At 41.0% G+C, this 25034-nt stretch carries 24 protein-coding genes and 1 tRNA gene; 16 read left to right on the forward strand and 9 right to left on the reverse strand.

Features of this window, described 5'->3' with window-relative positions:
* The first annotated feature begins 51 nt into the window (after positions 1-51).
* From DRW07_RS02060 to DRW07_RS02075, 4 genes are all read left to right on the forward strand, one after another.
* Entirely contained in the window at positions 52-891 is an 840-nt protein-coding gene (locus DRW07_RS02060) for a class I SAM-dependent methyltransferase (RefSeq protein ID WP_124026217.1), read from the forward strand.
* Positions 892-1103: 212 nt separating this feature from the next.
* Positions 1104-2912: a hypothetical protein gene (locus tag DRW07_RS02065; RefSeq protein WP_165870347.1), complete on the forward strand. Its 1809-nt coding sequence runs from the start codon at positions 1104-1106 to the stop codon at positions 2910-2912.
* A 371-nt stretch (positions 2913-3283) separates the two neighbouring features.
* Complete coding sequence (locus DRW07_RS02070) at positions 3284-4453, forward strand: PDDEXK-like family protein (RefSeq protein ID WP_124026219.1); 1170 nt, start codon at positions 3284-3286, stop codon at positions 4451-4453.
* Between the two features lie 106 nt (positions 4454-4559).
* Positions 4560-5264: a GIY-YIG nuclease family protein gene (locus DRW07_RS02075; protein WP_124026220.1), complete on the forward strand. Its 705-nt coding sequence runs from the start codon at positions 4560-4562 to the stop codon at positions 5262-5264.
* A gap of 154 nt (positions 5265-5418) precedes the next feature.
* Here DRW07_RS02075 and DRW07_RS02080 read toward each other — a convergent pair whose 3' ends face one another.
* A complete protein-coding gene (locus DRW07_RS02080; protein ID WP_124026221.1) occupies positions 5419-6507 on the reverse strand; it encodes a hypothetical protein in 1089 nt (362 codons plus the stop codon).
* Between the two features lie 336 nt (positions 6508-6843).
* Here DRW07_RS02080 and DRW07_RS02085 point away from each other — a divergent pair, with 336 nt between their 5' ends.
* From DRW07_RS02085 to DRW07_RS02095, 3 genes are read left to right on the forward strand one after another with little or no spacing between them, the layout of a single operon-like run.
* A complete protein-coding gene (locus DRW07_RS02085; RefSeq protein WP_124026222.1) occupies positions 6844-7536 on the forward strand; it encodes a hypothetical protein in 693 nt (230 codons plus the stop codon).
* Positions 7526-8527 (forward strand): hypothetical protein, encoded by a 1002-nt coding sequence (locus DRW07_RS02090; protein ID WP_124026223.1) that lies wholly within the window; start codon positions 7526-7528, stop codon positions 8525-8527. Before DRW07_RS02085 ends, DRW07_RS02090 begins: the two co-directional genes overlap by 11 nt.
* The gene (locus tag DRW07_RS02095) at positions 8520-9857 is read left to right on the forward strand and encodes a hypothetical protein (protein WP_124026224.1); all 1338 of its coding nucleotides are present in this window, start codon (positions 8520-8522) and stop codon (positions 9855-9857) included. The genes DRW07_RS02090 and DRW07_RS02095 overlap by 8 nt, the downstream gene beginning before the upstream one ends.
* Before the next feature lie 177 nt (positions 9858-10034).
* Here DRW07_RS02095 and DRW07_RS02100 read toward each other — a convergent pair whose 3' ends face one another.
* The gene (locus tag DRW07_RS02100; protein WP_124026225.1) at positions 10035-10640 is read right to left on the reverse strand and encodes a DUF1294 domain-containing protein; all 606 of its coding nucleotides are present in this window, start codon (positions 10638-10640) and stop codon (positions 10035-10037) included.
* 233 nt (positions 10641-10873) lie between these two features.
* Between DRW07_RS02100 and DRW07_RS02105 the strand changes: the two genes are divergently transcribed.
* A complete protein-coding gene (locus DRW07_RS02105; protein ID WP_124026226.1) occupies positions 10874-11221 on the forward strand; it encodes a hypothetical protein in 348 nt (115 codons plus the stop codon).
* Between the two features lie 80 nt (positions 11222-11301).
* On the opposite strand, the gene DRW07_RS02110 is transcribed toward DRW07_RS02105, so the two are convergent.
* Positions 11302-11715 (reverse strand): hypothetical protein, encoded by a 414-nt coding sequence (locus DRW07_RS02110; RefSeq protein WP_124026227.1) that lies wholly within the window; start codon positions 11713-11715, stop codon positions 11302-11304.
* A gap of 41 nt (positions 11716-11756) precedes the next feature.
* Positions 11757-12083 (reverse strand): hypothetical protein, encoded by a 327-nt coding sequence (locus DRW07_RS02115; protein WP_124026228.1) that lies wholly within the window; start codon positions 12081-12083, stop codon positions 11757-11759.
* 251 nt (positions 12084-12334) lie between these two features.
* Between DRW07_RS02115 and DRW07_RS02120 the strand changes: the two genes are divergently transcribed.
* From DRW07_RS02120 to DRW07_RS02150, 6 genes are all read left to right on the forward strand, one after another.
* On the forward strand, positions 12335-14119 hold the full coding sequence (locus tag DRW07_RS02120; protein WP_124026229.1) for a tyrosine-type recombinase/integrase: 1785 nt from the start codon (positions 12335-12337) through the stop codon (positions 14117-14119).
* A 452-nt stretch (positions 14120-14571) separates the two neighbouring features.
* Positions 14572-15912 (forward strand): tyrosine-type recombinase/integrase, encoded by a 1341-nt coding sequence (locus tag DRW07_RS02130; protein WP_124026230.1) that lies wholly within the window; start codon positions 14572-14574, stop codon positions 15910-15912.
* A complete protein-coding gene (locus DRW07_RS02135; RefSeq protein WP_124026231.1) occupies positions 15902-16669 on the forward strand; it encodes a hypothetical protein in 768 nt (255 codons plus the stop codon). Before DRW07_RS02130 ends, DRW07_RS02135 begins: the two co-directional genes overlap by 11 nt.
* An 81-nt stretch (positions 16670-16750) precedes the next feature.
* Complete coding sequence (locus DRW07_RS02140) at positions 16751-16948, forward strand: DNA-binding protein (RefSeq protein ID WP_124026232.1); 198 nt, start codon at positions 16751-16753, stop codon at positions 16946-16948.
* A gap of 2 nt (positions 16949-16950) precedes the next feature.
* On the forward strand, positions 16951-17292 hold the full coding sequence (locus DRW07_RS02145) for a helix-turn-helix domain-containing protein (protein WP_124026233.1): 342 nt from the start codon (positions 16951-16953) through the stop codon (positions 17290-17292).
* A gap of 502 nt (positions 17293-17794) precedes the next feature.
* Entirely contained in the window at positions 17795-19774 is a 1980-nt protein-coding gene (locus tag DRW07_RS02150) for a hypothetical protein (RefSeq protein ID WP_124026234.1), read from the forward strand.
* 62 nt (positions 19775-19836) lie between these two features.
* On the opposite strand, the gene DRW07_RS02155 is transcribed toward DRW07_RS02150, so the two are convergent.
* Complete coding sequence (locus DRW07_RS02155; protein WP_124026235.1) at positions 19837-20319, reverse strand: CC0125/CC1285 family lipoprotein; 483 nt, start codon at positions 20317-20319, stop codon at positions 19837-19839.
* 369 nt (positions 20320-20688) lie between these two features.
* Here DRW07_RS02155 and DRW07_RS02160 point away from each other — a divergent pair, with 369 nt between their 5' ends.
* Together DRW07_RS02160 and DRW07_RS02165 are read left to right on the forward strand one after the other, a co-directional pair.
* A complete protein-coding gene (locus DRW07_RS02160) occupies positions 20689-20943 on the forward strand; it encodes a recombinase family protein (RefSeq protein WP_124026236.1) in 255 nt (84 codons plus the stop codon).
* Positions 20944-21139: 196 nt separating this feature from the next.
* Positions 21140-21346: a hypothetical protein gene (locus tag DRW07_RS02165; protein WP_124026237.1), complete on the forward strand. Its 207-nt coding sequence runs from the start codon at positions 21140-21142 to the stop codon at positions 21344-21346.
* Here the strand turns inward: DRW07_RS02165 and DRW07_RS02170 are convergent.
* From DRW07_RS02170 to DRW07_RS02185, 4 genes are all read right to left on the reverse strand, one after another.
* A tRNA-Ile gene (locus DRW07_RS02170) sits at positions 21325-21401 on the reverse strand. The genes DRW07_RS02165 and DRW07_RS02170 overlap by 22 nt on opposite strands.
* 146 nt (positions 21402-21547) lie before the next feature.
* A complete protein-coding gene (locus tag DRW07_RS02175) occupies positions 21548-22207 on the reverse strand; it encodes a cupin domain-containing protein (protein ID WP_124026238.1) in 660 nt (219 codons plus the stop codon).
* Positions 22208-22316: 109 nt separating this feature from the next.
* Positions 22317-22898, reverse strand: coding sequence for a thymidine kinase (locus DRW07_RS02180; RefSeq protein WP_124026239.1), 582 nt, complete (start codon positions 22896-22898; stop codon positions 22317-22319).
* A gap of 19 nt (positions 22899-22917) precedes the next feature.
* Positions 22918-24948, reverse strand: a complete 2031-nt coding sequence (locus DRW07_RS02185; RefSeq protein WP_124026240.1) for a putative bifunctional diguanylate cyclase/phosphodiesterase — start codon at positions 24946-24948, stop codon at positions 22918-22920.
* Between the last annotated feature and the right edge of the window lie 86 nt (positions 24949-25034).

Here is a 25034-nt window from a genome sequence, read left to right on the forward strand (position 1 = left end):
CATTTATAGCTCGTAGGGACGACATTTTTATTTATTTGTCGGAATTACGATATGTACAAAGAATTAAACGGCGCTACTGCCAAACCTAAACTGTGGAATTGTTATACCGCAGATAAGCTTTGGACTGATGCTTACATCGCCAAGCAAATGCTATCTTTCCACCTTAACCCAGAAATCAATGCTGCCTCACGTTCATTTGACTTTATCAATAGGTCCGTAACTTGGATGATAGAAGAGTTCAAGTTAGGAGAAGAATCGAAGGTCATCGACTTTGGGTGTGGGCCAGGTCTCTACACCCACCGATTTAAGCAACGAGGCATAGGTAAAGTAGTCGGGGTGGACTTTTCGCAGTCTTCGCTTGGTTATGCTAAAGAACAAGCCCAAAAAGAAGCGCTCGCTATTGAGTATCACCTTGCAAACTATCTGGACTTTGAAAGCGATAATAAATATGACCTAATTACATTAGTAATGTGTGATTTCTGCGCACTGAGTCCCTTACAACGAGGTCATCTTCTCAAGAAATTCAAAAGCATGCTTGAACCCAACGGTATTATTGTACTCGATGTCTTTACGGCCTCCCGATTTGAGGGGCTTCAAGAGAACATTACCTTAGAAAAAGATTACATGGGTGGATTTTGGAGCGCCAATGATTATTGGTGTATTCATACGTCTCATGGATATGCAGATGAGAAAGTGTGGCTTGATAAATTCGAAGTTATTGAGAAGGGTAAGCAATGGGCTGTGTACAATTGGCTTCAACACTTCAGTCAGGAATCATTGAGAACTGAAATTGAATCACATGGGTTCACTATTGAGTCTTTCTATAAAGATCTTTGTGGTACTCCGCATGGAGATGCAGACGAAATGGCGGTAGTCATCAAAGAGTCGTAAAGAATCAGTGTGCAGATGGATGTAAGTCCAACTGCACACTTTTTAGATGTAAATAAAACTGATACGAAGTTCCTGAGGGTCTACAAGATTCGTACAGCAAAAACCAAGCGAACACAAATCATCTCTCACTAAAAGTGTCATTTGCAAAAAAATACGAACAAGATAGTCTGTTCTTTAGCCTAAACTCATGAAACTGCTTGTTACTTAATCCTATGAAGAAGAAAACGGACTTACAGAAAAACACAGAAAGCCTACTTAAAAATCTTTGGGTAAAAACTAAGAAAAAAACAGGTGAAACAGCAGAGAATTTAGACACTTCTTTTGATTTGTCAGGTAAATATAATTTAGCAGCAAACCAAACAAAGAAAGTTGCCAGCGATTTAAATAAAAAGCTATCAATAATAGATACGGCAAAAAGAGGGTTAGAAATCGCCTCTGACACTGCATATGAGCTTACAAGCACACAGCAGTACAAGCAGGTAAAACAAATTACAGCTACAGTAAAAGATTCAGCGAGACGTCATATCGTTAATCCTGTGAGTGATTTAATTGACGAACATGGCGTAAAAGGTTCTTTAAATGATGGTATCCAGTTGGCTGCAAAAGAATACGGTAGGGTAAGGTCTTTTATAAAACCCTATTATGCTCCAGAAACACCTCAGGAATTATTGCAAAGTACCAAAGACGAACTTGTCTATATCAACGCCTGCATATTGCAGATAAGCTGCAATGATGCAGAAGCGTTAGCCAATAAGTTTGGCTCTGCTGTTGTTTCTAAGATAGCAGGGGTCGCTTCAGCAGGATCATTACTTGCTTTAGCCGGCACTTTTGGTACAGCCGGTACGGGAACCGCAATTTCAACTTTATCAGGAGCAGCTGCCACTAATGCGTCACTTGCCTGGGTGGGAGGTTTATTAGGCGGCGGAATGGCGACAGGTGCCTTTGTTACAGGAGGGCTCTCTTTAGCTGTTGGGTATGGGGTGTACAAGCTAATCGGCTCTGAAGCTCGCCAAGAAAGTGACCTCAATGAGATAGAAAAACGAATCTTGGAATCAACAGGTTTTCTAATTGCTGCATTAAATGATGTGTTAAAAAATAAAGAATTGGCATTTTCAGTTGATGACGCGCGGTGTTTACTTGAGCAAACCTTAAAACCTTTGCATGCATTGCTGAAAGAGCACTCAGACACTATCTGTAAGCGATTAGATAATAAAAACGCTATAGCATATGAACAACATGGTCTTATCGATTTTCAAAAAAAGGTCATTGAAGGCTTTGAGTTTTTTATCAAAGAAAAAGCGCAGCAACGCCGCCAGAGATATCCAGAGTTTGCAGTTGCAGGTGTAATCTTTGCGCTCTTGACTGATTTTGAGCTGGATAACTCTAAAGAAACTCAATTAGCTTTAGAGGCAATTAGACGAGTCCGTAGTGACTGGAATGAAGACACGCCGAACGCTGAAATAGGGCAAACACTTGCATCATTTAATGACGAACAGATGCGAGGATTGGCCAACAATGCCAAAGGCATTTACCACGAATTACTTTACGTTGACAATTATAATACTGAGCACACAGATACCTATGCTCAAATTCATGAGAGCACAAACCATGCAGGCTCTGATGTTATCATTCGCAATAGCACAACGCATGAAACTATCGGAGAGTATCAACTAAAGGCCAGCAGCTCTGATGCTATTATTCGTGATCACTTTGAAAAGTATCCTGATATTGAAGTACTGTCGACCGATGAAGTTTCTAGAAAAATAACTGGTGTCGATAGTACTGGAATTAGCAATCAAGATATTACCAACGAAATAAACAGTACAACCGAAGCGTTAGCGCAAGGGGATGTCACATCCAGAGTGGAGGAGGCTGCTATTGCTGCCGCTGTCATTGCGGCGGGTAGGGAAGCTGTTCTTATGATGAATGGTGACGTTGACTCTAAATCCGGCAAAAATATCATAAATTCAGCAGGTGTGACGGCAGCTAGTACAGGTGTTGTGGCACTATTATTTGGTTGAGAATTCGTTGCCTTAGGAACTCAAAGGCCAAAGTACGGAAGCTGTACATAATTGCTACTAATAGAGTTCGTTGTGCAGCATTGCACCTTGAGTTGGACAGATGGACGTAACTCAGCCGCTAAGTTAAATCAATACCTTAGACTGGAAATGGACGTAAGCAGTCTGTCGGTACCAAATAAAAAACATTATCTCGTCCTCAAAAGCAGACCTGATTCAGCGATTGTAATTAAAGGGTTACATGTTAGTCTGGCCAAATAATTTAAATTAATTGGCGAAATGGTTCGGTCCAGCTATCCAACTGTTAAATGAACGCTTAATTATTGTTAAGGAAGTAAAACGATGAAAGCGGTACGCCATTACTCAAAAAGAACATGGCAGCAGACATAGTTTCAAAATTAAGTGGATTGATCAAAGATCCGGAGCTTGAGCGTCTCGACTTAACGCTATTAAAGCCCAACTTTTTCGAGATTTTGGGCTTGTCTCACATGGAGATACGCCACTCCAACTTTCTAGCGTGGATCCTCGACCCTCACCAAAGCCACAGGGTGGGTGATATATTTTTAAAGTGGTTCTTAAAGGATGTTTTCAGCGATCAAAAAGTGACTTGGATAAACGAGTTCAGAGTCGACAGCTTGAATACCGATTTCGTAACGATACACCGAGAGTTTAAGAGCATTGACTTATTATTAGAAACTCCTAACTTTGTTGTGATTATCGAGAACAAGCTCTGGTCAAAAGAGCACTCTGACCAGTTGTCTAGGTACAAAGCCGTGGTAGAACGCGAATTTCCTGAACGGGAACATGCGTTTGTCTTTCTAACTCCTTACGCTGAGGCACCTGAACAAGATGAAGATCGCGAAACATATGTGCTTTTTAACTACGAATCGATTATCCGTATTCTGGAAATCATCATGCAGACATACGGCCAATCAATATCTGACAAAGTCAGTGCATATATTCAGGATTACATTTCAGTCGTTAGGAGATACGTGATGCAAGATGACGAAGCTATCACCATCGCTCGTGAAATATACAACAACCATAGAGAAGCGTTAGATTTTATCTTTGAAAATAAGCCAGACCGGCTTCTTGAGGTTAAGCAGACTGTAGAGGATGCTGTTCTAAAGGCGGGTTATGTATTGGGCTCACTGGGCAAAGGTTATGCACGTTTTCTGACTCCAAAACTTGACACTGTTATCCCCAAAGGGCAGGACGGGGGATGGCGAAATGGTGAAGGATTCCTGTTTGAAGTTATCTACCGCAACAAAGTAATGACACTAAACTGCGTTGTTTCCCCTGGACCTCAGTCCTCTCGGGAGAAAATGATAAATGCCCTTAAAACCATTGATGGCGCTAAGAACCCGAAAGGCCTAAAGTGGAGCTCTGTTCATTCTCACTCACATCGTATCAATGTGAACCATGAGAAATACGACGACTTGGGTATGCTCGCAAAAGATATTGACGAAATGCTGGGCAAAGAAAAGGCATTTATTAACGAGGTAGAATCAGTCCTACTGAAAGCTTTGTATGACAAAGGTTAGGCAAAATTAACAATGCTATTCGTGTATTTAGTAGACTCGATTACTACTGTTAAAATCTTGGAATGAGCTGTTACGTGTCGATATTAGTTTGGAGTATGCTTAAACAATGCAAAATATTATCTATGTAATGCGTCACGTAGACATTGGCGGGAACGTTGATATTCCATATAAGAAAGTGGGTATAACAGGGGCAGGAAATGCGAGCCTAAGCTCTAGGTTACAACAGATTAGCAACACTAAGTCGCCCATAAAAGCACAATGCATAGCTGCCTGGGAGCATCATGATGCGAGGGCCGTTGAAAACGCATTACATATGCTCCTAGATGATAGTCGGGTTGAAGGTGAATGGTTCTTAGATAAAGACGATACTCTAGCTGAGCGAATGCAGCCAATTATGGACCTTATTGGTGCTTCAGAATTGCCGATTGAACAGAGTAATGATGCATACACCCAAAGCGTACTTCGTAAAGAAGTAGAAGCTAAACAAAAGTCTGACCATATTTTACTTGGCGAAATTTCGGATTTATTAGATAAGCCATTAAGGTCAAGTTCACGGATTGCGGGACCTACGTTTTTTAGTGATGAAAAACAGCTAACTTACTATGTAAATGCAAGAAAGTCCGGTAAGCATCACCTCTCTATTGGTCGAAGCAAAGGTGTTTATGATGATATAAAAGAATTCCTTGAAAGTAACGGGTTTGAAATTGAGCAAGGAAAAAAAGGAGGTGCAAAAGTTATGAGTTTAAGTACTGAAACTGTCGCTTCAGTAATTAATTTGATCGAATGTGAATTTGTTCCAATCAACACATAGTAGGGAATCGTCTCATTTAATCTGGCATTTTCTTTAAGGCTTGGTAAAAAGAGTGTTTAGCGGCCGTATTACTTGGATTGGCTCTAAGAATTAAACATACGTTTAAGCTAGCACAACTCAAGTTATGTAAAGCCAACACGTCTTCTGCTACAAATCATTTATAGCAAACCTTCAATTCTGAGTGACAACGAAAAAGTATGGGGCAATCAACATTTGTTAAGCATTGCTGAGCCGTGTTTGTATTAATGTTTATACTTTGGCTATTAGGTTCATAAGGCTGCTTGATGCCTATTGTGTTCGTTGGTTGCATGCACACACCTTGGTTTTTTCCAAATGCCTTTATACATTTGAGGCCATAGTCGCAGCTATAATCACTTGTGCATCTCTCGTTGAGAGAAATTACAGAATATTGACTGAATACTTCCTGGTACTTTCTAGCTGTTTGCCTGTCAGACACAGAGTTCGAGCTAGTCGGAGCAAAAGAAGTAGTAGCTTGAGACAGACCATTAAATATATTTGCTGCTTGTTGCGGATTGGAATCGATGTACTCTATGCCCGCCGCAATGGCTGCAATCGTAACAATTCCTACTACAACGTCGCCCCAAGACCAATCATTACCGGATTTGGTGCTTCTATAAACGGGTTCTCCAGCGAGCATTCGCTCATGAAACTCCTTGATATTTTGAAACCGTATCAAGTCTTTTTTAATATATTCATTTGCTAAACGAATCTCATTTTCCCATTCTTTCTGCGCAGTTCTCCATAAAATGTCATTGTTTTTCGCGTATGAACTAACTCTAGCTACGTTTTCATCAGGTGCGTAATTTTTACAGTATTTCGCAGCGATACCTTCAGTTCTATTTTTCTCGAAAGAGCAGAAACGTGAATACCAAGGTGCTTCATCGGACTTCATATAATAATAAGCTGCGGCATCATAAAGCCCAAGAGCTTCGGCATTTTCACCTAAATAATGCCATGTCAGATTTGTATCAGGCATCATTTCAAGTAAATAGAGAGTACTTGCAATGTACTTTCCATTCTTCTGAAGGTAGATACTTGAATCAAAAACCGAAGCATCAATTGGGGAACTGCTGGGCAAAACGACTGTTTTCGAAACAAAATCATCGAAACTAGTCTGACTAGTAGAACGATCCGTTATATTTGGTGCGAGTGTGGTAGCACACGAAGTGATAAAAAAGAAAAAACCAAATATCGCGTACCTTGGAATATTACGTATGTCCATTTACATTCTGTCTAAAAGTTTTTGTAACTAAAAAACTAAACTAAAACAATACTGTATAGAATGTAAAGCATGTCTTAACTATGAATGTCCGCTCCTTATCTGAAGTGGCCTGTAAGGTCAAAAGCTTAAAATAAGAGTATTAGAGTGGACACAAGTTAAATCGCCAGGAAATTGTATATCGAGCTGTTAGACAGGCAGGTTTTAATCCTGGCACACCATCTTTTCTAGCGTTTATCCGTTTTCGATTTCCCAATTCCAAGTTCAGAATTGGCTATAGTTGACAAAAACTACGAAGGATATATCTTAAAAAGAACGCTCAATAAGGCAATGAACGTAATGAAATTCAAATGGATTGGCAGCATGCTCGCTTGTTTTATAGTGTCAATGCCTGCATTCTCAAATATTACTATAAATATTCCAGCAAATAGCTTTTCTGAAAGTTATGCAGAAAACGTTCAGGTCAGCGGTTCTGTTTTGGCATCTTCTTTCGTCGCAGGTAACTTGGAATATGTCTCTCCTGACAAACTCTTTGTTTATGTTCCTCGCTCTATTTCAACGCTAAATATCATTTTATCTAGTATTGATGGACGATACACAGCGGATGCTCAAATTGAGTTGACCCGCGAACAATTTGGATGGGTGCAATTAAAGATACCAACTCAGTATAAATCCCAATTCGTCAAATATTTTCCGGATCGATTGGTCGCTTTTGCATTTGCTGATAGCGAAGATATGTTTGGAAATTATGTCCAAGAGGTATTTCCTACATCTTGGGGAGAACCAAGTGGAAATGATCTTACTTTCTACATCAATAGCGCGGGGGGAAACCCTAATATTACATTCAGAAACGGTGAACAAGAATTGATTTCAAAAGACTGCACTATTCTGAATGACAAGTATACACGCGTATTCAATCATGAATGTGAGTTTAACGAGTCGTCTATCCCTGAAAAAGTTATTGTTACATTTAGTCCAGAATACGAAAGCTCGGGGAAAAATTATATTATTTGGACATTAAATGGGAAATGATGCAGAAGAGTTATCTACCACGGAAGCTATTTTACAAAAGCTAACCGCAAAAAATTTAGCCGGCCCGACCATATTCCTTGGTGTGGCAGTTGTCCTTGTATTTATTCTTTTCTTTGTTGCGCTTGGTCACGCGACGTTTTCGAAATTAGATGCAAATACAGAATATTCCGTTCGAGCGACAACTCAAATTATTAAGTATTCACCGAATAATTCATCAATACCAACAGCGAATCTAGCTGAATTCCAATTAGTTAAAAATATTGAAAAATGTCCTCGCTTAACTCGGTTAGAATGGTTGAAAGGTGGCGAGTTGAAGTTCTACGCCAATAGTACTGTAACTGTCAGAGTTATGGAGTCGTCACTGATTCAAATCAATGTTGAGCCCATTGAAGTTGGTCAGCGAGCAGCTGAACTAACCACTTCAAAAGGTCGCTGTGTCTTAAAAGAGAAGGTTGTTATTAATGTTAAATTGAGCGAAATGAATTCAGAATTAATAATGATTCTGATCGGTGATGTGACAATCGGGAAGCAATTAAGTTATGACACAAAAACCACTCCATTGCTCTTGGAGGAAGGTGAAATAGCAATCAAGGACAAAAGTTTTTGGTTTGAAGACACCATATTTTTGCCCGATATAGAGCTCAGTAAAGGTGATACGGTTGTCTTCCCTGCTGATAAGGAAGACGCAACCATTGGTCTTGTTACCATTAGCCATGGTGATACCGCTTTTGAAGGCGTGTTTACCAAAAAAGGTGGACAAGTCCGAATTGTAAAACCGTTTGCTAATAATGATGGCGACCCCATCGAAATTAGCTTTTTCGAACGGCTATACAGCGATAACGCACTTGCCATTGCAATAAGTGCCAGTTTTATCGTCATTCAATTACTTATGTATTTGATCAATACACTCATCCGACTGACTTTTATTCCCAAGCCATATGGCGCTCATGAAAAGAGTGCTAAGGATAATAAGGGCATTTCCAATGATTAAAATAAAAAGCGCAGTAACGATGTTACTTTGTCTATTTTGGGGGCAATCGGTCTTTGCATCGGATGCGTATGTTCGGACAGTTCACCAAGAAGGGCAAGGGATTCTCCGTCCTATCGGTGAATCATGCTTTTTATACACTCCTGCACATGTAGTAACCAAGTCACAAGGAGTGCTGGTTGAAACTCGTTTAAGAAAAAACTTAAAGGGAGAGTTAATTAATACCTACCCGCAAGATCTGGCTCTTGTGAAGCTAAGAGATGCTAGCGCATGTCAAGGCAATAGCTGGAAAGATGGTGGTGAGCGCGTTGAAGCTATTATCAGTGTGATTTCAAGTGGGCGGTTAAATTATAAGCATCAGCAAGGTCGCCTTGAAGTCTTCGACGTTGATATCACAGATAAAGCTGTCGACAGCACGTTCTCTATTAAATTAAAAGATGGCAAGCAATTTCGTAAAGGCATGAGTGGGTCAATAATTACCGTAGGGGATTACCCTATTGGTATGTTGTTGTCGGTTAACGATGACGTTGGCACTGTTCTACGAATGGACACTATGGCCGACTTATCTAGGAGAGTTATCTTAAGATATGCCACGGACAAAGAGCGTATTGAACTTGGCGATTTGAGGGCTACTTTGCCTGTTGATATGCCTGAAAAGCCGTCAGATAATGCAAAAGCTCCAGTCAATCATGCCCCCGCACAACCGCCAACCGAAGACTTGGTATTCAGTGGTTCGCTGTCAAACGGGGAAACAGTTGAGTACAAATTCCTTGCACGGGGCAATACGGCTTATCGGATTGTCAGTGAGCCTCAGCGCCAAAACGTTCAATATGTTGCACAGATTCTTGATGATGCTGGGAATGAGCTATTTAGAACCGGAAGAATGTACTCAAAAAATAGAATGGATTGGGGGATAGGCGTCACGCAATCAGGTGAATATACACTGAAGATTTATGGTACAGACTATGCGGGCCAGTACCACTTTACGGTTAAGACTATTGCCACGCCAGAAGAACTAGTCTCTGACAGCAATATCATTGGAACGAATGGTACAGTTACAGGCGGATTATCAAGGGGAACCTATGCTGAGTATAAGTTCCTCGCACGAGGTAATACGGCTTATCGGATTGTCAGTGAGCCTCAGCGCCAAAACGTTCAATATGTTGCACAGATTCTTGATGATGCTGGAAATGAGCTATTTAAAACCGGAAGAATGTACTCAAAAAATAGAATGGATTGGGGGATAGGCGTCACGCAACCAGGTGAATATACACTGAGGATTTATGGAACAGACTATGCGGGGCAGTACAATTTAAAATTACTTGAAGACTAGACATCGCTAAGGTTTGTCGGTTCGCGTTGTACTGCTGTTGACTAAAACATTTGTGCTTACTGTATGGCGCTTCAAATCCAACGTGTTTGGAGTTGGCTGTAAGTATAAGCTAAGTGAGTCTAAGACCTCCTCGAATAGCTGTAATGTCCGCTCTTCGTTTAAAGCTACCTAAAGCCTCTATCTAAATATTTCAATGAAATGAACACCATGAGAAGACAATAACCAAGCAAGTGCCGTGACATTTAGTATTACTGTTATCCAAAATATAAACCTGAATTCTTTTTTCTTGGATTTATGTCTTAATATTTGCTGAGCAATCGCTGCACCAGGCCAGCCTCCTAAAATAGACAAAAAGTGTAATGTACTCTCTGGTGTTCGCCAGTCTCCTCGTTGCGCCTTTGATTTATCAAATGAATACATAGTGAATGTAATTAGGCTAAGCCCAACGTAGACATACAACAGCTTAAATGGCACGTTACCTAGGATAGAAGCAATAGTCATTGCGCTCACAAACAGAAGCGATAAGTAGATTGAAAACTTACTAACGCTTTTGGCTTGTTTTACTTGGATCTTTTCACCCGAGTACATGGCATCTGCTGCACAATTACGTCCTTGCTTATCTTTGCTAAGAGTGAATGTAATAACATCGTCTAACTGGGGCGTTCGTTTTCGATTTGAAAACGCCGTTTTATGAATAAAGATGTGGTTACCACCACCATTAGGCGCGATAAAACCAAAGGCTTTTTCAGTGTCCCATTTGACTAACTTCCCTTTCATTCTCATTCTGCTAATTCCCTGCTTTGGTCTGTCAATGGCTATGATGCCAGAGCGGTGTCGTTTTCAAAAGTTGGATCACTAATCACAAAGACAATTGACGCGAACAAACATTGTTGATGCTGTTATTGCCCCATGCTAAGTCAAAACCCAAGGAAGACCTTGAACTTACTATGGTGTAGATATTTTTCCTTTGTTGGCCCTATGTGAAAGTGAGGACAACTAACAAAGGATTATATGAGATGACATCACTAAGCCAAACCGATGATGGCCGATTTACAGCTACTGTTGAACCTGAGAGCGTTACACTGTTTGAGTGTGATAACCCAAAGGTAAGCATTGTTTTTCATAGAAATCTTCAAGAGCAATGTGAATACGTCAGTGTGTCATATGGAATAGCGACTACCAACAGCCATGGCATGCTGTATGACAAGCGCATTTTTTTGATACACGAGTATGCTGCCTTATTGCCTTTTGAAAAGGACATAGTTTCATACATCACACAATGTGAGCACCGCCACTGCTATTTTGAAGCATTCTTAAACCTTTCTGTTCACGCGTTTTTTCGCGGAATAAATAGAGCAAGTTAAGATGTTGAGAAGTAAACAGTGCTAAAACCTTGAGCCAGCAGTTGCTGGCTTTTTTCTTTTTTTAATAAAAAAGCGACTCATTAAGAGTCGCTAAACATACCTGCATCACGCAAGTCCTTGTGCCATCCAGGTGATGCGGCTTCGAGCCAACTAACCGCATCAAGTCCCATGATGGCGCAGATGTCATCAGAAAAGTGTGCGAGAAACGCGACAATCTCATCTTTCAATTTAAATAAGACCTCTATCATATCAATGCCGTTTCTGTGCTTGCCTTTGCCATCGTCAAGTTCATCGACTAATTGATTGCTGAGACTGAGTCCCAACCATCTACCGACTTCATCTCGATGCAAATACACGTACCTGTCAAAACGCAGTTGCAGTGACTCTACATTCTCAATTGATGCAAACAGCAAAATAGTTGAATCATCACCTGAAAACGGTGAGCGGCTGCTGCGTTTGTATTTTCTGATAATACTCGTTGTTTTGGCCTTCATAAGTTATCTCCGATTGATGTACTCAGAGATAACAAGGCGCATCAAAAGGGAATTTTGTCTCTACCAAAGTCAAATTGGAGTTGTAATGGCTCGTCATCCAAATGTGACTCCTCTAAATCATCACCAGGCTCACCATGCAATGCAGTATCTGAACAAACCACGGAGAGTATCGTTCTTAGCAACACTAACTCTTCATTTGAAAAGTTGAGCGCGGCATGTTGTGCAAATAGCGCATAGAGCGCCTCGTAGTTATTGCCTTCAGTGCGAATATGCAATGCGTTGATAAAATCTGACTCGCAATGGAATATGTTGCCCAGCCGAATAAAAAAGTTTTCCGCCAACGTAGCGTTAACGTATTGATTTTCCATATCTGGAATCCCTGTTTTTATTTACTTATTTACTAATAGGTGTTTCGGAGGAGAAATATTCGGTGAGGCCAAATACAGAGTGTTATGGCTTTTTTATCCCATTATTTAGTTAATTATTTAAACATTTTTACTACCAAAGAAAGAATGTTTTTGGGCAAAAAGAAACATTGAGGTTTTCAAACATAACGAACTTTTTTTGAAAGAGATGTTTTCGGCTAACCTAAAGCTCGTCGATAACTACGAGTTGAGCAATGTCAGCAACCCAATACTCTGATAATACATCAGTAACTGCGCTAAATGGTGCAGTTGGGGTTACTGTGCATACGCACCCCAATAGAATGCTCTCTGTTGAGCATGTCATGGACGAGCTTGATTTAGAGTTCATAGATGTTGTTGAATTATTTGAATCAGGAGAGTTGAGAGGTAGATATTTTAAGTCATCGAACAAGTACAAGTTTCATCCACTCGCGGTAACGTTCTTTCTTGACCAACTAGAAATGACAACACCGCAAGAGTCAGAAAAGCAGGCCAAAACTGTAACTCGAACTCAATTTCATCCAAAAAAGAATCCCGTCATCAGTAATGGCTATGAAAAAGATAATAAACGCTTTTCTCAACCAAAAACTGAACATTGCGCTTACGGAGAGGTACTGCCCGCTACTGAGGTCAAAAGCACGACAAAGCTAGTTGATGAGCCAACAGTTGCGCATATAGAGGATAAATCCGAAAAAAGTCTCTTGGATACCGTTTTAAGAAACAAGGCTATCGATTTTGAGCATATTCTCAACAATGAGATAACCGGTGCGATATTGGCTGAGGGAAAGAGGAATATAAAAATTGATGGGACAGGTATAACAGGACTTAAATTGGAGCTAACAAAATCAAAAAGAAGAATAATTGTCAAAAGTAATAAAAACAAAGATCACAGCCGATGTGCGCTTATAGATTGGCCCTTAGATTGTCCTCCGAGTTTGGATGAAGTCACAGCTACTTTGAAAAGCTACACGCGCATCCAATCTGAACTTGACAGAAAGCCAACAACTCAAGAATTTAAATTACAGAATCGCGTCGTTGAGACGTTAGGTGATGTTTTGAGTGTTCACTTAGCGTTTAATATCTCAGAGACCAAAGGAGAAGGGTCTGAGGAATATAATACTATAAAGGCCCTGATAAAAAACCACCTATCTAAACCCAAAGAGGTCACTTTGCCTAATGGGAGTAGAAAATCTATTGTGCTTACCAAGCAACGTTTAACTGACTTTTCTGTTGCCACATTCAATGCTTACTTAAAAAGTTATGCAGAAAACAATGGCGTACATGACAAGATTGTAACGAGAATAAAAGCTGCTATTAACTACTGCCTTAGAGAAGGACTCATCAGCCATAAAAAATCATTACCCTATACAAGTGCAACTAGGATAAACAAGGAAAGGCACGTAGTGATCAGTAATGAGGATATGAAAAGAATATTTCATCACATAAGCGAATCAGCAAGTCCAGAATTTGCTTTATTCTTATTGATTGAAGCAACAGGTCATTTCAGAACTAAACAGACGATTGGACTAAAATACTCACAATTTGATTTTAACAATCATAGCGTGACGATTACACCGAAAGGCGGCAACGGCTATAGTAAGCCCATACCGTTGCATAAAGAGGTATGTAAAAGAGTCTATGAAAGAATGACGTCACATCGTGAAGAATATGGACGTGCCGAATTTGTGTTCCCGTCAACACAATCTAAAAGTGGTCATCGCGAAACTTTTGATAATGAATGGAATGCGTTAAGAAATATTGAAGGCTTCTATATCATAAATGAAAAGGGAAAGAAGGAATATAAGTATCGCCTTCATGATTTTCGAGAAACACTTGTCAATAGATTATCTCATATGGACGACCAATCTCTGGCAGCATTATTGGGACATAAATCAACATATACTGTTAAGCGCTATCGAAAAGCTGATTGCTTACGAGTAAGACAAGGCTCCAACACAGCATATGAGTTACTGCCAAAACCGGAAGACGCTAAATGTTAAATGCTACGCTTCTAACGCTATTTTTTATGTGCGGTTCGATTACATATTACTTTGTATTAGTTGTTAATGAGTGGAACAATTTGACATTGCCAACTCAATACTTATCATCAAAGAGTGGAACAAAAGTGGAACAAAATCTTTTTAAAACCTCTGGAGGCCTTGATTTATAAGGGGTTCCAGTAATCGGATGGTGGCCCCTCCCAGACTTGAACTGGGGACCTACCGATTATGAGTCGGGAAAAATAACCAATACGCACCAATACCAAAATATACTAATTATAATAAAAACATTGGGTTACTGATTTTTATTGTAAGGTGGCACATTGTTTTATATTGGTATATATTAGCCAAATAACGATCCGCAGCCGATCCGCAGAATAATCCGCAAAAAAAAAGCCCCGATGTGCTGCAACACAAACGGAGCTTACCAAGTGAACCAATAGGGGGTTCAAATGGCTTCAGCCAATACTAGCACGAAAGTAAACTTTACAGCCGGAAGAGTGGCAGATTTTTCATGTCCCGAAGGAAAGCGAGAAGCGTTTCTATGGGACGCAAAAACTCAAGGGCTAGGCTTACGCGCCTTTGCGTCAGGTAAGAAAACTTACATTTACCAAGCTTGGATAAATGGCAAAACCCGCCGGGCTGTTATTGGTCCATCTGAAGTGTTTGATATTGGGCAAGCGAGAAAAGAAGCTGAAAAGCTTGCGGTTCAAGCAAGCCAGAATATTCCACCAGCTAAAGTTAAACGCGAAAAGGCAGCCGCAGAGCGCGCAGAAGAGCGTGAATTACTTAGAGGTAGGGTAACGCTAGGCGAAGTATGGGAAGAGTATGTAAAAGCGAATAAGAGCGACTGGGGCGACCGTCATATTGAACACCACTTTAAAGCAACACAAAAGCCTGGGTTACCATTGAAAAGGGGTAAAGGAGTAACCAAAGCAGGGTGTTTAAATTCGCTTATTAGTACGAAGCTAGCAGACTTTAACGACCGAAAAATTGAGCAATGGTTAAGAGAAGAAAGCAAAACCCGTCCGGGTGTTGCCGCGCAAACTTATCGTATGTTGTTTGCTTGCTTAAACTGGGCAAGTGAGCAAGAGCAATATATAGGACTAATTAAACCAGACAAGCTAAAAACAAAAGCTATAAAAAAGAGAGTCCCAAAGCTAGCGCCGAAAAGTGATGTTCTGCAAAAAGAACAGCTTGCAGGTTTCTTTACTTATGTACGGCAAATATCCGATCCAGTCGTTTCTGCTTACCTGCAAACACTGTTGCTCACTGGCGCGCGTAGGAACGAACTCACTGGGCTAAAATGGGAAGATATTGACTTTACTTGGAGTACGTTAGCAATACGAGATAAAGCCACCAGCAAAGGGCAAGACGCAGGATTGAGAGTTATTCCACTTACCCCATATGTCGCTAGCCTCTTAATCAATTTACCACGCCGTAACCAATGGGTCTTTTCAAGTCCTAGAAGTGCATCAGGTAGGCTGCAGGAGCCAAAAAAAAGCTTTCAACAAGCAAAGGCGTTAGCTGGAATTGAAATCACGTTACACGGATTGCGACGCAGCTTTTCAACGCTTTCCGAATGGGTTGAAGTGCCAACTGGAGTAGTAGCGCAGATAATGGGACACAAGCCCAGCGCTACTGCAGAGAAACACTACAAGCAACGTCCAATAGACCTACTCAGAAAATGGCATTCTAAATTAGAAGGCTGGATATTAGAACAGGCTGGGTTAGTACAACCAGCAGTGCCGGTGCAGAGATTGAATGTTGTAGGTGGTGTCCATGACGTATAAATACGCACCCATTATGCTTTTAGATACAAGTAAATTATTAAGTGGAAAGACTACAACATTTACTGAAATTATCGAACACCAGTTTGAGCAAATAGCAAATTACTGTAAAGATTTAAATGAAGAGCCTTTCACAAAAATACAAAAAACAGATGCCAGTCTGTACCGTCTCATTGGTTTGTTGGCTGTGGCTAGAGAGGCAGGAGGAAACAATGTCACTGGAATTGACACTGATCAATTGGTAGCCTCGATTAATACTTATAGAAATCTGTGGAGAGATCTAGCAATTGAACTCAATAAATTTTTTGACAACAATGGAGCAATATCGAGTACAACTGATTATGATCCAATAGATGCTTATTCTTTGGGCTATGCAGCAGGAAAACTGTCAGCATTTGAGCCAGAGCGCGAAAACTTATTTTTTGAATCACTTATACAAATCCAAAGTGAACAAGCTGGTTTGAATAGTAGAAAGAGGAACCAAAAACTTATTGAAGAGTACGTTGGTAAACTAGCAAGGGAAGTCTTAATGGAAGATACAAAAAAAGTATGGAATGTTTCAAAAGTTGCTCAAAAAGTTCATGGCCAATTAGAAGAGATTCACGGAAAAGAAAAAGTAGACATTGTTTTAAGGGGGCAATGCGGAATTGTAAATGCTGATAAAAATTTTCGTACTTTCAAAAAATACATCAGAACACAACTAACTGAGCCGAAATATGCTTATCTTTTTCCAAAAAGAGGTAGGCCAAAAAAGAATTAATTAACGTCACGATCGTCGTGCATTTTAATTCGTTTTAACCTTTGCCATATTGCTAATGCCAACTAACGAGAGGGTATTAGTATGAACGCAGTAATAACACCACAAAACTACACCACTGAAGAGTTTGCCGAGCTTATTTGTTACAAGCCCGGAGCTATCCGAACACGCCTATGCAAAGCAGGAAGTTTTTATGGAATCAGGCCAATAAAGCTTCCATCTGGTCGTCTGCTATGGCCAGCAGAAAAAGTTAGTGCTTTTTTATCTGGTCAGGAGGTTTGATCATGATTAATCGTAGAGGCCAACCAGCAGTTGCACCTGCTGGTCAGCAAATGCCAATCGACAGCACACCAATGCAATCAAATCAGCAACGAGAGTATAGCTCAGCAGTATCACAAAGTAGAGCTGTACAAATGGCGCGCTTACTTACTTATTTGAAGGAGCATAGACGAATCACCACGTTACAAGCCCGGCACTTGCTATCGATAATGCACCCAGCAGGGAGAATAAAAGAGTTACGCCAAGAGGGGCATAAAATAGAAATGCACTGGGTGTTTGATTTTGATTCAGCGGGAAAAAAACATAAACAAGGATTGTATGTGTATAAGGGGGGTAAACATGGCTGAGTTTATAAAACAAAACCCCGAAACTGGGCAGGTTAACGGGGCATTGAATGTGACTCAAAACGTGACAAGCGCACAACCTCATAATAGCACAAAACTTAAGCTATCGCGGACATTTCAAGGAGGGTATAGCAATACGGAAGTACAGCCTTTTGAACTAACCATACGCGAATTTGCAGATATGGTGAGTCTTTCCAAAGTGTCGGAAGGACAAAAAGATGGTCCCTATTTTCTAAGGGGCTATTGCAACGGCCGTCGTAACGATAAATCTATGCTTGAATCGAAGAATCTGCTGATAGTAATTGATGGCGACAAGTCTATTTCCGAGGACGGAGAGATAATTGATAGTGCGCCTAACCCTGAGCTAGTGCATAACGCAATGAAGTCTGCGAATGTTGAGCACTTAATCTATTCAAGCCATAGCAACAACAAGCAGGGGCCGGAGTTTTATAAATGGCGATTGCTCGTCCCAAGCAATGCGACAATAAAAAACCTAAAGCAAGGTGTGGAAGCAATTATTGATATTTTGCATTTAGCAAAGGTAAAGGTTGCACCAGTCAAAGAAAACTACTCCATTTCACAACCGTGGTACTTTCCACGCATAGCCGAAGGGCGAAAAGGGGGTTACTACTCTGCAAGTTATGAAACAGGACACCCATTTCACGTGCCAGAGGAGCATGTCCATCCACTACAACAACCAAAGCAACCATATAAAACCCAGCAAGGAGAAAGTGTTATACATAGTTATTGTGAGCGTTTTCCGTTAAGGGGGGAGCTACATAAAAGAGGTTTTAAATACGTGCGCGACGACCGTTATTTACCTCCAGAAAGCACAAGCGGCATTGCTGGTGCAATAATATTAACAAGCGAAAGAGACGGACGCGAACGGCTGTATGTGCACAACTCAAGCAGCCCTTACTATGGAAAGGCCAATGATTCTTTTGATTTGTTTTGTATAGATGAGCATAGAGGGGATTATAAAGAAGCAGTAAAAGCAGCGGCCGAGCTTTTAGGTTTGAGCGCCAGTGAAGATGCTTTTGCGCTATTTCTCGAAACTCAAGAGGAAGAACCTCCAAGCAACGAATCATTACCCGTTGACATTTCAAGTGTCATTTTAGAAAAGCCGCCGGGGCTTGCTGGTTTGATTTGTGACCACTTGTTGCGGACAGCAAACAGACCTACACCGCTTATTTATCCGCTTGTTGCGTTGCAGGCTATCTCTCTTGCTGCAGGCGATAAAATGGGAATTAACGGTATAAAGCTAAATCTTTTAACACTTGCAATTGCGCCTAGTGCTGCAGGAAAAGAACACGGCCAAGCTTGGTTGGCTAAAACAGCCGCAAATCTAAAGTTGGGCCGTCGTATTGCTGGTGGTATTTCTTCTGATGTTGATATGATCCGAAATCTCATCGAAGCGGACGGACGATGCTGTTATCGAATTGATGAAATACAAGGGTTGTTTAACGCAATAAAAAGCAAAAACGCCAATACATATGAAAGTAAAATAGGTGACCTAATATTAACCCTTGCAACGTCTCATGTGTTTATGTTTTCAGGTAACCATCGCCGCCAGTTTTTAAGAGAAATAGACCATGATATTGAGCAACTTAAAAAACGGATAGGTAAAGCAAAAGACGCTAAAAAAGGTGACACAGCGCTTGAAGACGAAACCGTCAATATCGAAAATCTTAACGGTCTTTTGCGCTGGTTGTTCAAAAAACGGGGTTACATTGAAAATGGTTGGCCTAATCCTATTGTTTCAATAATGGGGCATTCAACACCGACCGGGCTAGATAGTTTAGTTACTGAAGAAAATATTGGGACTGGGCTTATAGGACGTTGTATTGTTATTCGTTGTGCTGAAATGCGAGAGAAACTGCAGCGCGCAAAGAAAAGAGATTTTTTCTTTGATTACAGAGTCGAAAATAGGCTTAGAGATATTAAGGACAATATCGAAAGTGAGTTAAAAACCACGCCAGAAGCCTTGCAAATGCTTGAAGCTATTCAAGTCTATTATGATGAAGATGAACGCTTAAATGCGCCTGTTATGGGCGCAATATACGCACGCGTAATGGAGCAGGTGCAAAAAGTGGCTAGTTTACTAGCACTAGAAGAGGGAACCGTTACTGTTGAGCACGTAGCATATGCTTTTGCGCTTGTTAGCCGTTGTACTGAAGATATTGCATTTTTAGTGCAAAAAGACACAGCTTTAAAGGCTGATGCCAGTATCGCAGAAATTGCAAACTATGCTAGGGAGTCAATCAAGCGTCAATTGAAGTTACCTCAAGGGAAGACACCAAGCCAGCTTAAGCAGGTTGTACTAAAATGCTTCAAGCCACTAAAAAAGTTGGTGGAGAAGCAAAGGGCCAGGGCTTCAGATAAGGCCGATACTTTTGATTTGATCATTCAGCGAATGGTGGAAATTGGTGATATAGAGTTGATCAAGGATGGCAGAAAAACACGGTATATTTTGAAAAAAAAGTAAGAAGGCGTTCCATAAAAAAATCAGCTTGGCTAGGGTTTACAACAACCCCGCCAAGCTTTTTTTTACTGGCCGTTCATTTGATATTTTGTCTTAAGTGATCTTGAAAGGAAACTCGCGTCCCATGATCCTTCTGAGTTTTTCGGTACGCACTTGACAGTTAATCCAGATTCAGGGGAATAGAGGTCAGTGCCGGGAGTATATGTTGTAGTTGAGGTGCCAAATGCAGAATTGCCAAAACCTTGAGCGCTTGCAGTTGTCGTACTAGAACCCGGAACGTGAGCTGTTTTTATAGTTTCAGTAGCGACGTTGCCAACCTCCATATAATTTAAATTACGACTCAAGCATAGCTCACTAGCCCTTAGCATTGCGAAATCAGATGCTCTTTCTTTTGATGTAAATTCATTTCCTAGAAATCTAACGTTAAAAACATTGGGCTGTATCTCTGTTTCTGAAAAGCCACCATCATTCCAAAAAGATCTCTCGCCGTATGAAGTAGCGCAGCCAGTTAGAAAAACGGCCAAAGAAATGATTGTTAATTTATACATAAATATTCTCCATGTAATGCCAAACTGAGTTTTTTTGCAAGAATGTTCAAAAAGTTGGACAGTAGTTCGTTATACCTTCTTTATACCTAACGAGGTATAACGCAGATCCCTTTAAATTGTGAGTTAGAACGTATCTTTATACCTTTATACTATATTTTTGATTTTTTAACCTAAAAAAGTAGCTCATCTATCTCTATGTCCATCTATCTCTTAATTTTGACTGTAAAGGTTTAAAGTTGTTTGAAACAAAAGAAAAACAAGGGTTTTAGCTTATACCATGCTAGGTATAATAAAGGTGTAAAGGGAAATAGAAAATTCAAATTACCTATAAACAGCATATTGGTTCTCAATCAAGTAGGGCTAATCAAAATGAACAGAAAGTTGCAGAGAGAAAGACGCCAGTATGTTTTACAGTTGGTTTATCTGAAAGTCAGAGACACCTACAAGATACCAAGTTATAAAAGCATAGTGTTTTATCTCAATGAGGAAGGAATAAAAACCAGTAGGGGCAACCCATGGACGCGTAAGGCCTTGTTCCGCTTCTTACAAAATGCAGGCTATTCGGGGTTATGGGGGCTATCTAAGTGCGAAGGCTTGCCAAACATCAAACTCCATTCAGCATAATTCATAATTTAAAGAACTTGCCCGCTATATTTTCTAAACATAGCAATGGGTATTTTCGGCATTCTTGCGCGTAAAGGTAAATAAACTATAAAAAGGGTATTTTCAGGCTCTATAAAAAACCGTACTTAATGCCAGTTTTCTAGTACCACTCAGCCAAGTAGGCTTTATTTACGTTGCCTGCTAAACACTGATAATTATGGAAAAGCAAATTAACCAATCGTTAGTCGAAATCAATGAGAGACTTGAAATAATGATCTTTCTTCTTGAAAGAGAAATTGAAGAACGAAGATTAAAAAACAATGAAATTCCGATCCGCTACCGTTCCGCAGGATTGGAGTTGGTCTTTTGTAAGTATTTACTATCGCTTGAAGTCTTTAAAAATGGTGGCCCCTCCCAGACTTGAACTGGGGACCTACCGATTATGAGTCGGGTGCTCTAACCAACTGAGCTAAAGGGCCACATCAGAAATGCGGTGCGAAGTATAAGCACTTTTTATTTTATTGTCATTAGCAAATCCAGCACATTTTTCCGTTTGGTGAAATTTTGTTCGCATCGGTGGCTGAGTTGTTTTGATGACGTCAACGACAATCGTAATGGGTTTTGGCTAGGGTGCTAGATGTCCTACCTTTACATAAATCAACGCACCGTCGTCTTTGGTATAAGGCTGATGTGCCGACAAATGTGGACTGCGGATCCAAGTTCCTGTTGGGTAAGTGCCATGTTCGTCATAGAACGTACCTTCAAGTACCAAGATTTCTTCACCTCCCCAGTGCTGATGAGGTGAAAAGCGCGTGTTGGGAGCCCACCTTACCAAGGCAACATTTTCTCCCTCAAAATTGTGGAGTGGCATAACGGTGAGGCCCTCAACCAGTCCTGGGTGCCATGATGTAGACTCAGTATCTACAGCAAACTGGTGAGTATCGCCTTTAGAAAACTGATGGAGTTTCACAAATATGGTTGCGCCTTTTTCGCCAACTTTAGGTCGGTGAGAGGTGCCTATGGGGTTTCTAACATAGGTCCCTTTTGGATAGGCAGCATGCTCATCTTCAAACACACCCTCTAGAACAAAGAATTCCTCACCACCATCATGAATGTGGGGGCTAAATTCAGTATTCGGTGCATAGCGCACCAGCGAAGTAGCACGCCCTGTTTCTTCACCTAATCGGTCGAGTTTCATGCGCTCAACACCGGGCATGGGAGAGGGAACCCATTGATAATCTTTGGGGCGTATGACCACGCGTTTAGAAAAGTCTGTATTTAGCATGGTTCTTAACTCCAATTACAATGTGACTATCTACCTATAGGTAGATAGTAATGCCAGCATAAGTAGAAACCAAATAAATATGTTCATGGTGAGTGAGATTAACTGTAAATTAATCCTTCCAAACTAAACTTTTAAAGTGACTGCGGCACAGGGATTCATAGCGCTCATTACCGCCAATTTCGATTTGTTGTCCGTCGGTAATGGCTTTGCCGTTTTGGTCAAGACGGGCAACAAAATTCGCTTTTCTACCACAATGGCAAACCGTTTTTAATTCAAACAGTTTATCTGCCCAGGCCAACAGATGATGGCTGCCTTCGAAGGTTTCACCCATGAAGTCTGTCCTTAAGCCGTAAGCTAGAACAGGTATGTTCAAGTCGTCAACAACATCAGTGAGTTGTCGAACCTGTTGTTTTGTTAAAAATTGCGCTTCATCGATAAACACACAGTCTACCGGGGCGCTGCTGTGCATTTCATGCAACACAGTAAACATATTGGTTTGGGAGTCAAACAGCTGTGCATCGGCCTGCAACCCAATTCGTGACGAGACTTTACCCTGGCCATAGCGGTCATCTAATGCGGCCGTAAAGATACAGGTGCGCATGCCCCGTTCAGTATAGTTGTAAGCTGATTGCAAAAGTGACGTAGACTTTCCCGCATTCATTGCGGAGTAATAGAAATAGAGTTGTGCCATGAGAGAGTTGCTTTTTTAATTAATTTTTTGTGCGTTTAGCGAACTGTTTACACCATTCTGGAAGCGCGTTATTGGTCATAGGTTTGGCAAATAGATAGCCTTGTAAGCAGTCTACGCCCATTGATTTAAGGCGTTCTGCATGTGCTTGTGTTTCTATACCTTCAGCAACCGTTTTACACCTAAATTCTTTGGCAATAAATACCGTTGCCCGAATAATGGTGTCGCTGCCTTCTTCGAGATTTTGTACAAAAGCGCGGTCAATTTTGATGTGATCAAAGCTCAATGACTGAAGCTGCGAGAGCGACGAAAATCCAGTGCCAAAGTCATCGATAGAAATTTGAATGTTGCGTTGTTTAACAGCATTGATTTGAGCCAGTACTTTTTCCTGATTGTCAGCAAAAACGGATTCAGTAATTTCAATGTGCAGGCGTTCTGGGGCGAGTCCTGACGACAGGAGGACTTTGTCTAGGGAGCTGATGAAACTGTCATCCATGAGTTGGATTACTGATACATTTACTGACACCGAGGCACGAGTAAATTGCCATTGCGCTGCATCGATACAGGCCCTGTGTAATACCCAATTGCCAATATCACTAATAAGCCCAGACTTTTCAGCTAGAGGAATAAATACCGCAGGAGAAACCGGCTTGCCGTCAAAATTCCACCTTAACAGGGCTTCAACAGACCAGATAGCATCACCTTCTGCTTCGATTATTGGTTGATAACACAGTGAAAGCTCATTGTTGGCAATGGCATTTCTCAAACCATCACGCAACATGAGTTCTTCCTGCAGCGCATCGTAATATTCCTGACTATATACCGCGTACGAACCCGGCTTTCTTTTCTTTTGCTCGTACATGGTTAAGTCGGCAAGCTGAATCATGCCTTGGGCATCGTCAGCATGATCAGGAAACAAGGAAATGCCGATAGTGGCATCGAGAGAGATATTGTATGACTCTACGTCTATCGATAAGGCGATGCTGCTTCGTGTTGCATTGGCTACTGCCATCGCAGTGTCGTCATTGGCATAGGGTAACAACATGACAAACTCGTCACCTCCCCATCTTGCCAAATTGTCTTCCTCACTGTACCGCGCAAGGCGACTCGCCACTTCTTCCAATACTCTGTCGCCAACTTGATGTCCTAAGCTATCATTAACCTGTTTAAATCCATCAAGGTCAACAAACAAAATAGCAAACTTGTTATTCATTCGCTTTGATGCGGTAATTTGCTTGTTGAGCAAGCGCATAAAGCCATTTCGGTTCATTAGTCCGGTTAGCGGATCGCGATTGGAGAGACGGTGAATATCGTCTGTGCGCTTATTTACTTCAATTTCTAAAGACGCATTAGCGTGATCGAGCGCCTCGTTGGAACGCTGCAATTCTTCTTTAACACTGCTGGCTTCTTCATGGGCATGCTTGGCTAACTCTTTAAGCTGCTGGTTTTCATTTCTAAGTACTATGGTTTCATTAACAAAGCGGTTGCTTTTTAATGCTAGGCTTATCAGCGCAAACCAATATGCAAGGCCAATCGCGCCGAGAGAGAAATAATGCATACGCGAGTCTTGTAGAGCAATAACACAGAAAGGCAAGAGCACCAAAGTGCAATAGGTAATGCTCAGTTTTCGGCTCGGAGCAAGGATAGAACTTGCACCGGTTGTCATCGCGCAAGTAACAATAATGCACGCTGAGAGTGACAGAATATCAAAGTCGTCGTATAGCAGAACCACATAAGCTGACCAAACAACTGCGGTCAGTACTACTCCGGCGGCGTATCGGTAGTAGGTAAGGCTGGGTTCAAAATCCGTATCCCGAACAGTAAATGCCCAATACACCAAATCAAAGGAGCGTATCGCCAAAGTAACTACCATGGCTGCCCACAAATCATATTTAAGTGTGTTAGTGACTTCAGTAGATATTAGAAAAGTAACAACTGATACAGCGACAAAGGTTAAGACAATAGCAGTCCCCGCACTTTGGTACAGAAGCTCAATCATTTGGCGCAGTGTCTGCGTCTCACTGATGGGGGCTGGACGCGATTGTTGAGACAAAACCAGCTTATTCCTTATTCACGGCTGTTACTTACAAAAAAGGGTAGCGCAGAGGCTACCCTTAGACAATACAACGAAACGTTAAT

The sequence above is a fragment of the Paralteromonas sediminis genome (assembly GCF_003820355.1).
Taxonomy (GTDB): domain Bacteria; phylum Pseudomonadota; class Gammaproteobacteria; order Enterobacterales; family Alteromonadaceae; genus Alteromonas_F; species Alteromonas_F sediminis.